Below are 12,075 nucleotides of genomic sequence, written 5' to 3' on the forward strand. Positions count from 1 at the left end.
TTCATGAAACGTCTACTTTGCCTGTCCCTGCTGTCGGCGCTGCTGGCAGCCTGTTCCACCACATCGGAAATCCCGCCCGAAAGCGCCAGGCCCGGCGGCGCGCCGCCGGTGGCCGAGGGGCCGCTGGCCGTGCCTGCGCTGTCGGCCCTGCCCGATACGCCGGCGCGCAACCTGGCCGGCCGCTACCAGCGGGCGGCCTGGAGCGAACTGCCCGGCTGGGAGAGCGATGACCTGTCGCGCCTGTGGCCGCTGGTGCTGCGCAACTGCAAGGGCCTGATGCGCCCGACCTCGGGCAATCTGGCGGCGCCGGCGCGCGCCACGCCGCGCGCCTGGCAGCCCGTCTGCGCCGCGGCCGCCGACCCGGCGCGCGCGCCGGCCGCTGGCGACGCCGCCGCGGTGCGCCGTTTCATGCAGGCCTATCTGCAGCCCTGGCGCCTCAATGGCGCCGACGGCCGCCCGGCCGTCAACACCGTCACGGGCTATTACGAGCCCCTGGTGCGCGGCGCGCGCGAGCGCAGCGCCCGCCACCAATGGCCGCTGTATGGCGTGCCCGACGACCTGCTCACCATCGACCTGGGCGCCGTCTATCCCGATCTGGCCGGCAAGCGCGTGCGCGGCAAGCTCGATGGCCGCCGCGTCGTGCCCTATGACACCCGCGCCGGCATCGAAGCCTCCGACCGCAAGCCGCCCGTGGTGGCCTGGGTCGACGATCCCGTGGACAACTTCTTCCTGCAGGTCCAGGGCTCGGGGCGCGTGCAGCTCACCGAAGGCCGCGACGCGGGCAAGACCATACGGGTGGCCTATGCCGACCACAATGGCCAGCCTTATGTGTCCATCGGGCGCTGGCTGATCGACCGCGGCGAGCTGCGCGCCGACCAGGCGTCGATGCAGAACATCCGCGCCTGGGCGCAGCGCAATCCGGCGCGCGTGCAGGAAATGCTCAACGCCAACCCGGCCGTGGTCTTCTTCCGCGAAGAGGCCGTGGCCGATCCCGAGCAAGGCCCCAAGGGCGCCTATGCCATTCCGCTGGCGCCCGGCCGCTCGATCGCGGTGGACGCCAGCTTCGTGCCGCTGGGCACGCCCGTTTATCTCGCGACTACCTACCCCGCCTCCGAGCGGCCCTTGCAGCGCCTGGTGTTCGCCCAGGACACGGGTACGGCCATCCGCGGCGCGGCGCGGGCCGATTACTACTGGGGCTTTGGCGATGAGGCCGGGCAGCAGGCCGGCCGCATGAAGCAGCGCGGCCAGATGTGGCTGCTGTGGCCCAAGCAGGCCGGGGAGCCCTCCGCAAGATGAAACACCAGATCCTTGTCTGCGGCGCCGGCATCGTGGGCCTGTCGGCCGCGCTGGCGCTGGCCAGGCGCCAGCAGCGCGTGGCCGTCCTGGCGCCGCGCGCCAACGTGCCGCCCGCCGAGCCGGACGTCTATCATCCGCGCGTCTACGCCATATCGCCGGCCAGCCAGCGCTTCCTGGCGGAACTGGGCATCTGGGATGCCATGCCCGCCTCCCGGCTGACGCCCGTCACGGCCATGGAAATCCACGGCGACGCCGACGGCCGGGTCGAACTCAAGGCCTGGCAGGCGGCCCGCAACGAGCTGGCCTGGATCGCCGAGGCCGGCGAGATCGAGCGCGTGCTCATCCAGGCCACGCGCATGTTCGGCATTCCCTGGATCGAAGAGCGCGCCGTCGCCTGGCGTGACGGCGAGGTCGAGACCGAAAGCGGGCAACGCCTGGCGGCCGAACTCTTCGTGGGCGCCGACGGCGCGTCGTCGCCGCTGCGCGAGGCCGCCGGCCTGAAGCATGCAAGCAAGTCATACGCCGACATCGGCCTGGTCATGCACCTGGATGCCGAACAGCCTCACCACGGCACGGCCTTCCAGTGGTTCCGCGACGACGGCGTGCTGGCCCTGCTGCCCTTGCCCGACACGCGCGACGGCGCCCAGGTCTCCATGGTCTGGTCCATGCGCGAGGACATGGCGCGCCGGCTCATGGACATGCCCGCGCCCGAGCAGGCCGCCGAACTCGAAAAGCGTCTGGTCCTGGCCAGCGAGGGCCGTCTCGGCCGCCTGCGCGCGCGCGGCCGCCTGCATGGCTTTCCGCTCACGCTGGAGCATGCGCAGATGGTGGCGCCCGGCATCGCGCTGGCCGGCGACGCCGCGCACCGCCTGCATCCGCTGGCCGGCCAGGGCCTGAACCTGGGCCTGGGCGATGTCGAGGCCCTGGCCCGCGCCGTGGCCGGGCGCGAGCCCTACCGCCAGGCTGGCGACATCCGTGTGCTGCGCCGCTATCAGCGCGCGCGCGCCGAACCGGTGCTGGCCATGCGGCTGGCCACCGATGGGCTGCATCGCCTGTTTGCCGCGCACAACGCGCCGGCGGCCTTTCTGCGCAACGCCGGCATGCGCGTGGTCGATGCGCTGCCCTTTCTCAAGCGCAAGCTCATCGAAGAGGCCTCGCGCAACTGAAGGGCGCGGCCGGCCTTGGTTTGGTATCAGGAGTGGTTTCATGAACGCACGCATTATTTTCCTGCTGGCCGGCCTGTTGTGCGGCGCCGCGTTTGCCCAGGAGGGCAAATCGGTGTCGACCGGCCAGCCCGCGGACAAGGCCGACAAGGTCTATTCCACCAATCAAGTGGGCACGCCCGCCGCCAAGGGTGGCAAGGTTTATTCCACCACCCAGGCGCAGCCGCCCGATCCCGTGGCCGACGCGGTCAAGAAACGCTTCCAGCTGCGCTTCAATGACCTGGACATCACAGCCGTGCGCCGCACGCCCTATGGGCTGTTCGAGGTCCAGGTGGGCGCCGACATGATCTACACCGACGAGAACGTCTCCTGGGTGATGGAAGGCCCCTTGATAGACGCCACCACGCGCCGCGATGTCACGCGCGAAAACCAGGAAAAACTCAGCGCCGTCCAGTTCGCGGACCTGCCGCTTGACCTGGCCATCAAGCAGGTCAAGGGCAAGGGCACGCGCAAGCTCGCCATCTTCGAGGATCCCAACTGCGGCTATTGCAAGCAGCTGCGTCATACCTTGAAGGATGTGGACGATGTGACGATCTACACCTTCCTCTTTCCTATTCTGTCGCCGGACTCGACGGTCAAGGTGCGCGACGTCTGGTGCGCGGCCGACCCGGGCAAGACCTGGGATGACTGGATGCTGGACGGCAAGCGTCCCGCCACCGTCCAATGCGATGCGCCCATCGACAATATGCTGGCGCTGGGCCGCCAGCTCATGGTGCGCGGCACGCCGACGATTTTCTTCGAGGATGGCACGCGCGCCAGCGGCGCCCTGCCTCTGGCCCAATTGCAGCAACGACTGTCCGCAAGCCGCTGACGCGCACACCCCGGGGGAGACAGCACATGAAAATTGCCATACTGGACGATTACCACGAAGTCGCCCTGCGTTATGCCGATTGGTCGAGCCTGGGCGCCGACATCACGGCCTTTCGCGATGCCCTGCCGCAAGGCCCGGCACGCGCCCAGGTGCTGCAACCCTTCGACGTCATCGTGGCCATGCGCGAGCGCACGGCCTTTCCGGCCGAACTGATCGACGCCCTGCCCAATCTGCGCCTGCTGGTCACCACCGGGCTGCGCAACAATGCCATCGACATGCAGGCCTGCGCGGCGCGCGGCATTCCGGTGTGCGGCGCGCCCGGCAGCGCCGACGCCAATACCGCCACGGCCGAGCTGGCCTGGGCGCATTTGCTGGCCTTGTTCAAGCACCTGCCCCAGGAAGACGCCGCGATGCGGCGCGGCATGTGGCAGACAGGCATGCCCGAACCCCTGGCCGGCAAGCGCCTGGGCGTGCTGGGCCTGGGCAAGCTGGGGCAGGCCGTGGCGCGGGTCGGCCTGGCTTTCGGCATGGACGTCGTCGCCTGGAGCCCCAATCTCACCGACGAGCGCGCCGCCCAGGCCGGCGTCAAGCGCGTGGACAAGGGCGAGCTCTTCTCCAGCTGCGATGCCATCAGCATCCATCTGGTCCTGAGCGAACGCACGCGCAACGTGGTGGACGACGCCGCCCTGGCGGCCATGAAGCCCACCGCCTATCTGGTCAATACCTCGCGCGCCGGCCTGGTCGACCAGGCCGCCTTGCGCGATGCGCTGGAAAAGCGCCGCATCGCCGGCGCCGGCCTGGACGTCTATCCGGTCGAGCCGCTGCCGCCCACGGATGCCGTGCGCGACCTGGACAACGTCATTCTCACGCCGCACCTGGGCTATGTCAGCCAGTCCAACTTCGAGGCTTTCTACCGCAATGCCGTCAAGGCCGTGCAGGCCTGGCGGGACGGCAAGCCCATACAGGTGCTCAACGCCTGAGCGGCTGGCGCCAGCTCAAGCGTCCGAATTCTGCAATTCCTGGCAACAGCGCCGGCGGCGGCCCGCATACTAGCCCTATTTCCGCAATCGCCAAGGAGCGAGCGTTCATTCAGGGCTGTAATCGTTTTCGCCGCGCCTTGGGGCCTGCGCACTATGTGGTCTACCTGGACGAATTCGGCCATATCGGCCCTTATGTCAGCCGATCGCATCCGCGGTTTCGCACCAGCCCCGTGTTCGGTTTCGCGGGCTTTATGCTGCCGGCCGCCGAATTGCGCGAATTCGCCATTCATTTCCACCAACTGAAGTGCCGCCTGCTGCGCCCCGAAATCCAGCGCCAGCACCTGCCGGCCTGGCGCTGGGAGAAAAAAGGCGCGCAACTGTTCACCGAGCGCAATCTGCGGCGCTACCCCATGCTGGTCCAGGCCGCCACGCGCCTGATCGACCGCATCCGGCAGGCGGGCGGCCATGTGGTCGCCTGCGGCGGCGCCAAGCCGCCCGGGCAGACAGCGGCCGACCGCTTCCAGTTCCAGCTGCTGGCGGTCTTGCGCCGCGTGGCGGCGTATTGCGAGGCGCGCGAGGCCACCTTCATGGTCGTGCTGGATCAGCAAAAAAGCGGCAAGCGCTGGCGGGCGGCCCATGTCGAGGCCTGCACGCGCGCCATGTTCGAAGAGGGCGGGCGCAAATGCCGCAGCCTCATGGAGCCGCCCTTGCAGGCGGAGAGCGATCTGTTCCAGACCCTGCAATGCGCCGATTGGATCTGCGGCCTGGCCGGCCGGCTCTATGCCTATCGCGCCGCGCCGGCCGATTACCCCGAGTGGGCCTGTTTCGAGCAGTGTTTCGGACGGCAGCTGGATGCCGCCGTCCTGCCGGGGCTCATGCCCGGCGGCTGAAAACGATCTTCTGTTCGTTCAGACCGTCCGCGCCCTCTTCGGCGGGCGCGCCGCAGGCCTGTTCGTCGTCGGCCGGCTCATCGAAGGCGATGTCGCCGCCGGCATCCGGCACGCCCGTGGGCTTGAGGCCCACGAAGTCGAACAGCTCGCGGTCCATCAGGTGCGAGGGCACCACGCGCGACAGCGCATTGAAGACATTCCAGGAGCGGCCCGGAAACTTCCTGTCCCATTCCTGCACCATGCGCGTGACTTCCTTGCGCTTGAGGTTTTCCTGCGAGCCGCAGAGATTGCAGGGGATGATGGGGAACTGCTTGAGCTGGGCATAGGCGATGAGATCGCTTTCGGGGACATAGGCCAGCGGCCGGATGACGGTATGCCGGCCGTCATCGGAAACCAGCTTGGGCGGCATGCCCTTGAGCTTGCCGCCGTAGAACAAGTTCAGGAACAGCGTGCCCAGGATGTCGTCTCGGTGATGGCCCAGCGCGATCTTGGTCGCGCCTAGCTCGTCGGCCACGCGGTACAGGATCCCGCGGCGCAGGCGCGAACAGAGCGAGCACATGGTCTTGCCCTCGGGCACCACGCGCGTGACGATGGAATAGGTGTCCTGCGTCTCGATATGGAAGGGCACGCCCAGCGCGGTCAGGTAGTTGGGCAGGATGTCCGGCGGAAAGCCCGGCTGCTTCTGGTCCAGGTTGACGGCGATGAGCTCGAAGCGGAAGGGCGCGCGCTTTTGCAGCGCCATCAGGATGTCCAGCATGGCATAGGAATCCTTGCCGCCGGACAGGCAGACCATCACGCGGTCGCCTTCCTCGATCATGTTGTAGTCGGACAGCGCGCGAGTCGTCTCGCGCGCCAGGCGCTTGCTCAGCTTATTGCCCTCGTGGCGGGCCTTTTCCTCGGCCGGGCTGCGGTATTCGGTGTCGGCGGTGCTCATGATTCAACGGCTGATCTGGATTTCCACGCCCACGGCATTGCAGTCCGAAAAGGCCATGGGCTTGCTGATGCGCAGGCGCAGGGCACGGACTTCCTCGAATTCGGCCAGCAGGCGCGCGGCCACCTGCTCGGACAGCGTTTCGATCAGATTGACATGGGCCTGCGTGCATTCCTGGACGATGGCTTCGCGCAGGCGCCGGTAGTCCAGCACGCTGTGGATGTCGTGGTCGTCCACGCTGCGCGTGATGTCGATGTCGAATTCGGCGTCGACATGCAGCGGCTGGGTGGCGCGGCGTTCATGTTCGAGGATGCCGATGCGGGCGTCCAGGGCGAGGCCCGAAATGAAAATACGGCGAGTAGGCATAATGAACTCAGGGCGGGGAGAAGCTGAATTGTAAGTCGCTGGGCCGCCCGCGCGGTCTGACTACAATTCGGGGACGCCTACGGGCGCTGGCACGGAAAAAGGGATATATGCAGCAGTTCTACGATGCGGTCATAGTGGGGGCGGGCCCGGCGGGCGCCTCCTGCGCGGTCTGGCTGGCCAGGCTGGGCCTGGCGCCGGTGCTGGTCGAGGCAGGCGCGCGGGCCGGCGGGCTGACGGCGGACAATCCCTTTGCCGATGACTGGATCGTGGCCGCGCCCGGCCGGACCGGCCAGGAAATCGCCGCCCAGATCGCCGAGAGCCTGGCGCTGGCCCGGGTGCCGCTGCGCCTGAATGCCCCGGCGCGCTCGGTGCGCCCCTGCAAGGGCGGCATCGAGCTGGCGCTCGATGGCGAGGCGCTCAAGGGCCGCTGTCTGGTCATCGCCTCGGGCGTGCGCGCCCGCGGCCTGCCCGGCCATGCGCCCGAGGCCAGGTGGCCGGGCGTGCTGATCGGCCCGGGTTCGCCCATCGTGGCCCAGGACTACACCGGCCTGTCCGTGGCGGTGCTGGGCGGCGGCGACAATGCCTTCGAGAACTTTGTCTATGTGCGCAACCGCGGCGCGCGCCAGGTGCATCTCTATGCGCGCAGCGTGCGCGCCCAACAGCAATGGGTGCAGCGCGCCGGCCGCGAAGGCGTCAGCGTGGGCGCCTACGAGGTCGACCCGCGGGCGCGCAGCGTCAATGGGCGCCGCTACGATCTCATCCTGGTGTTCTACGGCTGGGAGCCGCAGGCGGGTTTCGCCGACGGCCTGAACCTGGCGCGCGATGCGCGCGGCTATATCCAGACCGAGGCCGCGACCGCGCGCACCAGCCTGCCGGATGTCTATGCCATCGGCGAAGTGGCCAATCGCGCGCATCCCTGCGTGGTCACGGCCATGGCCGACGGCGTGGTGGCGGCCAAGGACATCCAGCGGCGCTGGGAGCGCCAGCCGCGCTAGGCGGTCTCGCTCAACACGCAGTCCAGCGCCTCGGGCGCGGCCAGGCGCAGGCGGTAGGCGCGCAGTTCGTCGCGCCGGAACACATGCACCAGCACGCGGTCGCCCGGCCGGTATTGCGACAGCAGCACCTCCAGGCCGGCGGGCGCCTCCACCTTGAGGCCGTCGATGGCCACCAGCACGTCGCCCGCCGACAGGCCGGCGCGATGCGCCGCGCCGCCTTCGAAGACCGTGGCCAGGACCAGGCTGTCCCCCTGTTTGCGCGTGCGCACATCCAGGCTGGGGATGGGGCTGGCCGTTTTCCATTGCACCGAGATGCCATGCGGGGCCAGCAGCTCGGCCAGGGGCACATCGGCGCGCCCATGGGCATAGCGCTGGATGAAACGGCGCGCGTCCACGCCGGTGGCCTCGCGCACCAGGGCGGGAAACTCGTCTTCGCCCAGGCCCCGCGGGCGGCCTCGGTAGAAGTCCCGGCCATAGCGCTGCCATAGCAGGCGCATCACGTCATCCAGGCTGTATTGGCCCTGGCTGTCGCGGCGGATGAGCAGGTCCAGCCCCAGGGCGACCAGCGAACCCTTGGTGTAATAACTCACCAAGGCATTGGGCGAGTTCTCGTCCTGCTTGTAATAGCGCGTCCAGGCGTCGAACGAGCTTTCGGCCACCGATTGCTTGTGGCGGCCGGGGCTGCGCATCACGCCGGTGATGGCCTTGCCCAGCATGCGCAGATAGTCCGCGCGGGTGATGACGCCGGCGCGCAGCAGCAGCAGGTCGTCGTAATAAGAGGTAAAGCCTTCGAACACCCACAGCAGCCGGGTCAGGCTGGGTTCTTGCAGCGTATAGGGCGCGAAAGCCGCCGGCTTGATGCGCTTGACATTCCAGGTGTGGAAGTACTCATGGCTGACCAAGCCCAGAAAGCCGCGGTAGCCCTCGCCCTGGCCTTGCTGGCCCAGCACGGGCAGATCCTTGCGCGAGGTCATGAGCGCGGTGCTGGCGCGGTGCTCCAGGCCGCCATAGCCGTCGCCGGTCACCATGGTCATGAAGACATAGCGGTCGGCGCTGTCCAGGAAGGGCGCGCGCCGCGTGCGCGGCTCGAAAAAAGCGATCTGGGTTTCGCAGATTTTCTGCACGTCGCGCGCGATGCGCTCCAGGTCCAGGCGCGGCGCGACGCCCGTGAACACGAGTTCGTGCTCGGCGCCGTGCGCGCTGAAGCGGGCGACCTGCGGCGTGCCCATTTCAACGGGGTGGTCGATCAGGGCGTCGTAGTCGGGCGCCTGGTAGCGGCCAAAGCCATGGCGGCGGGCGCCGGCTTCGCGCAGGCTGGTGTAGACCTTCCAGCCCTCGATGCCCGGCGGCGGCGCCAGCTCCAGCAGGCAGGGCTGTTCGTCGCGGCCATGCACGCGCAGGAAGACGCTGGTGCCATTGAAAAAGCCATGGCTTTCGTCCAGGTGGGCGCCGCGCACCGACAGATCCCAGGCATAGACCGTATAGTCGATGACCAGCGGCCCCTCGCAGGGCGCCGCCTGCCAGCTGTGGTTGTCGGTTTTTTCGACCGCCACGGCGCGCCCGCCGGCGCGCGCGGTCAGGGTTTCGATCTGGCGCGAAAAATCGCGGATGAGATAGCTGCCCGGAATCCAGGCCGGAAGCGACAGGCGCTGGCCCTGGGGATCCGGCTGCGCCACCGTTAGGGTTATCCGGTAGCGATGGCCGGCGGGGTCGTAGGGCTCAAGGCGGTAAATTACGGGTGCGTCGTTCATCCGCATATCTTACTTCTCATATTCTTCGCAGGAGACATTCCATGAGCGAGTCGTTTGTACTGGTCGAAACCCGCGGCCGAGTCGGTCTGCTGACCCTGAACCGTCCCAAGGCCCTCAATGCCCTGAACGACCAGCTCATGGACGAGCTTGGCGCCGCCTTGCTGGCCTTCGAGGCCGACGCCGGCATCGGCGCCATCGTGATCACGGGCAGCGAAAAAGCCTTCGCCGCCGGCGCCGACATCGGCGCGATGAAAGACTGGTCGTACATGGACGTCTATGGCAGCGAGTACATCACCCGCAACTGGGAGACGCTCAAGCGCGTGCGCAAGCCCGTGATCGCGGCGGTGGCCGGCTATGCGCTGGGCGGCGGCTGCGAGCTGGCCATGATGTGCGACATCGTGATCGCGGCCGACACGGCGCGTTTCGGCCAGCCCGAGATCAAGCTGGGCGTGATTCCCGGCGCCGGCGGCACTCAGCGCCTGACCCGCGCGGTCGGCAAGTCCAAGGCCATGGACCTGGTGCTCACCGCCCGCATGATGCATGCCGACGAGGCCGAGCGCAGCGGGCTGGTGTCGCGCGTGGTGCCGGCCGACAAGCTGCTCGACGAAGCCCTGGAGGCCGCCACGGTCATCGCCTCGATGTCCCTGCCTTCGGTGATGATGGCCAAGGAGTGCGTCAACCGCGCCTTCGAGGTTTCCCTGAACGAAGGCCTGCTGTTCGAACGCCGCGTCTTCCATTCGCTGTTCGCCACCGAAGACCAGAAAGAAGGCATGGCCGCCTTCACCGAGAAGCGCAAGCCGGATTTCAAGCATCGCTGAGGGCAGGCCGGTTACGGCCTGTCGTTCCTGGTTTCGATTCGCCCCAGACGCCCGCGCGCCCGAGCCCGCGGGCGTCTTGTCTAGGGAGAAGCGCCGCCGCGGCCCGCGGGCGCGGGTTTCCCGTTGAAACGTTTGCATTGCACTCTGTTGCAGGCCGGACGCCTATGCTGGACAGGCAAGCTGTGTCGCGGCCGGCGCCACGGGCGGCGGAAGCGGCTCATTGTCCAACCAGAAACAAGGAGCCTCATATGCGAACACCTGTAAACCGCGCGCTGCGCTGGCAAGCGGCCCTGGCGGCCGGTGTGATGGGCATGGCCGCCGTGGGCGTCTCCCAGGCGCAGGGCCGCTCGCCCACGCCGACGATGCGCCTGGTGTCGGAGACGCCTTATCCGGCCCCGGCCGCGCGCCTGGCGCCCCTGTCGGCCCAGGAGCTGCGCGATCTGGCCGTCGATGCCTATATCTACGCCTATCCCATGGTGCTGATGGAAGTCACGCGCCGCCAGACCACCAATGTCCAGTCACCCGTGGCGGGCCGCGCGCCGATGAACCAGTTCGGCCACCGCACTTCCCTGCCCGATGCGAGCACGGCGGACGTGGCCTGGCCCAGCACCGACACGTTTTATTCCAGCCTCTGGTACGACGTGTCGCGCGAACCGCTCATCATCCAGGTGCCGGACGCCGGCGACCGGTTCGTGATGCTGAACCTGCTGGACATGTGGACCGACAGCTATGCCACGCGCGGCACGCGCACCAATGGCCGGGGGCCGCAGACTTTCGCCATCGTGGGACCGGGCTGGCAGGGCAGCCTGCCGGCCGGCGTGGACCTGGTGCGCAGCCCGACCGCCGTGGGCTGGCTGATCGGGCGCGTGCAGGCCGGCGGCGATGCCCAGGCCCTCAGCCAGTTCCAGGCCGGGCTGTCGGCCACGCCGCTGAACCAATACGGGCGCGGCTACGGCCTGGCCGCCAGCGGACCGGTCAACGCCAGCTGGAACACCCAGGGCACGCCGGCCGAGCAGGTCGCCAATATGGACGCCGCGACCTTCTTCACGCTGTTCTCGCAGCTGGTGCGCAACAATCCGCCTCATGGCAACGACTATCCCATGCTGGACCGGCTGCGCCGCATCGGCATCGGCGACCGTCCGCTGGTCTTCGGCCAGCTCGAACCGGTGGTGCAGCAGGCCTTGGTCGACGCGCAGCCCGTGGCCGGCCGCCGCATCGCCGATGGCGTGTCGCGCCTGAGCACCCAGACCAACAACTGGAATACCGTGCTCACCGGCATAGGCACTTATGGCACGGACTATCTGCGCCGCGCCTCGGTGGCCTACGCCGGCCTGGGCGCCAGCCCGCCCGAGGACGTGATCTATCCGGTCGCCGGTTCGGACAACAAGGGCCGGCCGCTGGAAAGCGGCCGCAACTATGTGCTGCACTTCGACAAGGCGCAGCTGCCGCCCGTGGACGGGTTCTGGTCGCTCAATCTCTATGACGCGCGCCAGGGCTTTGCCGAAAACCAGGCCAAGCGCTACACCCTGCGCAGCACCGACCCGCTCAAGTACAACAGCGATGGCTCGCTGGATATTTATATCCGCCGCGACTATCCGGGCGAATCGCGCGCGGCCAATTGGCTGCCGGCCCCCCGCGATGGCGCCTTCCTGGTCAATCTGCGCCTGTATGCGCCGCGCAATATCGCCCTCGACGGCCAGTGGGCGCCGCCGCCCATCGTGCGCGATTGAGCCCGGACACCCCCGCGCCTGCCCTATCCCCCGGTCCGCCGGGGGATTTTTCTGGGGGCTTGAAAAGGGACGGGGCATCCCCATTTGAAATGCCCCTTTCCCATTTGTCTGCCGAATTGCTTTCAAGCTATACTTTCGCGGTTTGACGCTTGCGGGGTAACACGTAGCTTAAAAGCTGCGCCCGGGCGGCCATAGCAAATTGGGCGCAAAACGCTAAGAGAGGCCACGGTCAGTGGCCCGGTTCCCACCCCGATCCAGGGGGCTTATCTGAAGCACTAGCCGGC

General features: G+C 68.1%; 11 protein-coding genes. 8 read left to right on the forward strand and 3 right to left on the reverse strand.

Annotation, left to right across the window (positions count from 1 at the left end; all coding sequences use genetic code 11):
• Window positions 1–3: 3 nt before the first annotated feature.
• The 5 genes from mltA (at window position 4) to L540_RS05845 (ending at window position 5,200) form a co-directional block, all read left to right on the forward strand.
• Window positions 4–1,296: a murein transglycosylase A gene (mltA, locus tag L540_RS05825; protein WP_043210289.1), complete on the forward strand. Its 1,293-nt coding sequence runs from the start codon at window positions 4–6 to the stop codon at window positions 1,294–1,296.
• A complete protein-coding gene (locus L540_RS05830) occupies window positions 1,293–2,462 on the forward strand; it encodes a UbiH/UbiF family hydroxylase (protein ID WP_043210286.1) in 1,170 nt (389 codons plus the stop codon). The genes mltA and L540_RS05830 overlap by 4 nt, the downstream gene beginning before the upstream one ends.
• Before the next feature lie 40 nt (window positions 2,463–2,502).
• On the forward strand, window positions 2,503–3,330 hold the full coding sequence (locus L540_RS05835) for a DsbC family protein (protein ID WP_043210285.1): 828 nt from the start codon (window positions 2,503–2,505) through the stop codon (window positions 3,328–3,330).
• A 26-nt stretch (window positions 3,331–3,356) separates the two neighbouring features.
• A complete protein-coding gene (locus tag L540_RS05840) occupies window positions 3,357–4,310 on the forward strand; it encodes a D-2-hydroxyacid dehydrogenase family protein (protein ID WP_043210284.1) in 954 nt (317 codons plus the stop codon).
• A gap of 137 nt (window positions 4,311–4,447) precedes the next feature.
• Window positions 4,448–5,200, forward strand: a complete 753-nt coding sequence (locus L540_RS05845) for a DUF3800 domain-containing protein (RefSeq protein WP_043210282.1) — start codon at window positions 4,448–4,450, stop codon at window positions 5,198–5,200.
• Here the strand turns inward: L540_RS05845 and ttcA are convergent.
• Both ttcA and folB read right to left on the reverse strand, forming a co-directional pair.
• On the reverse strand, window positions 5,184–6,134 hold the full coding sequence (gene ttcA / locus L540_RS05850; protein WP_043210281.1) for a tRNA 2-thiocytidine(32) synthetase TtcA: 951 nt from the start codon (window positions 6,132–6,134) through the stop codon (window positions 5,184–5,186). The two genes, L540_RS05845 and ttcA, sit on opposite strands and share 17 nt — an antisense overlap.
• Before the next feature lie 3 nt (window positions 6,135–6,137).
• Window positions 6,138–6,497 carry a dihydroneopterin aldolase gene (gene folB / locus L540_RS05855; RefSeq protein ID WP_043210279.1) on the reverse strand — a complete coding sequence of 120 codons (360 nt, stop codon included), beginning with the start codon at window positions 6,495–6,497 and terminating at the stop codon, window positions 6,138–6,140.
• Window positions 6,498–6,604: 107 nt separating this feature from the next.
• Here folB and L540_RS05860 point away from each other — a divergent pair, with 107 nt between their 5' ends.
• Window positions 6,605–7,492 carry an NAD(P)/FAD-dependent oxidoreductase gene (locus tag L540_RS05860; protein WP_043210276.1) on the forward strand — a complete coding sequence of 296 codons (888 nt, stop codon included), beginning with the start codon at window positions 6,605–6,607 and terminating at the stop codon, window positions 7,490–7,492.
• Here L540_RS05860 and L540_RS05865 read toward each other — a convergent pair.
• Window positions 7,489–9,249 (reverse strand): M61 family metallopeptidase, encoded by a 1,761-nt coding sequence (locus tag L540_RS05865; protein ID WP_109842460.1) that lies wholly within the window; start codon window positions 9,247–9,249, stop codon window positions 7,489–7,491. The two genes, L540_RS05860 and L540_RS05865, sit on opposite strands and share 4 nt — an antisense overlap.
• 35 nt (window positions 9,250–9,284) lie before the next feature.
• On the opposite strand from L540_RS05865, the gene L540_RS05870 reads away from it, so the two are divergent.
• Both L540_RS05870 and L540_RS05875 read left to right on the forward strand, forming a co-directional pair.
• Window positions 9,285–10,061, forward strand: a complete 777-nt coding sequence (locus L540_RS05870; RefSeq protein WP_043210273.1) for an enoyl-CoA hydratase — start codon at window positions 9,285–9,287, stop codon at window positions 10,059–10,061.
• A 248-nt stretch (window positions 10,062–10,309) separates the two neighbouring features.
• Window positions 10,310–11,791, forward strand: a complete 1,482-nt coding sequence (locus L540_RS05875) for a DUF1254 domain-containing protein (RefSeq protein ID WP_043210270.1) — start codon at window positions 10,310–10,312, stop codon at window positions 11,789–11,791.
• The last annotated feature ends 284 nt before the right edge of the window (window positions 11,792–12,075 follow it).

Source organism: Bordetella pseudohinzii, assembly GCF_000657795.2.
GTDB lineage: Bacteria > Pseudomonadota > Gammaproteobacteria > Burkholderiales > Burkholderiaceae_B > Bordetella > Bordetella pseudohinzii.

Bases quoted from the DNA above. Each gene is read 5' to 3' on its own strand.
- L540_RS05860 (WP_043210276.1), top strand. From the start codon at position 6,605: ATGCAGCAGTTCTACGATGCGGTCATAGTGGGGGCGGGCCCGGCGGGC.
- L540_RS05865 (WP_109842460.1), bottom strand. From the start codon at position 9,249: ATGCGGATGAACGACGCACCCGTAATTTACCGCCTTGAGCCCTACGAC.
- L540_RS05840 (WP_043210284.1), top strand. From the start codon at position 3,357: ATGAAAATTGCCATACTGGACGATTACCACGAAGTCGCCCTGCGTTAT.
- folB (WP_043210279.1), bottom strand. From the start codon at position 6,497: ATGCCTACTCGCCGTATTTTCATTTCGGGCCTCGCCCTGGACGCCCGC.
- mltA (WP_043210289.1), top strand. From the start codon at position 4: ATGAAACGTCTACTTTGCCTGTCCCTGCTGTCGGCGCTGCTGGCAGCC.
- ttcA (WP_043210281.1), bottom strand. From the start codon at position 6,134: ATGAGCACCGCCGACACCGAATACCGCAGCCCGGCCGAGGAAAAGGCC.
- L540_RS05835 (WP_043210285.1), top strand. From the start codon at position 2,503: ATGAACGCACGCATTATTTTCCTGCTGGCCGGCCTGTTGTGCGGCGCC.
- L540_RS05875 (WP_043210270.1), top strand. From the start codon at position 10,310: ATGCGAACACCTGTAAACCGCGCGCTGCGCTGGCAAGCGGCCCTGGCG.
- L540_RS05830 (WP_043210286.1), top strand. From the start codon at position 1,293: ATGAAACACCAGATCCTTGTCTGCGGCGCCGGCATCGTGGGCCTGTCG.
- L540_RS05870 (WP_043210273.1), top strand. From the start codon at position 9,285: ATGAGCGAGTCGTTTGTACTGGTCGAAACCCGCGGCCGAGTCGGTCTG.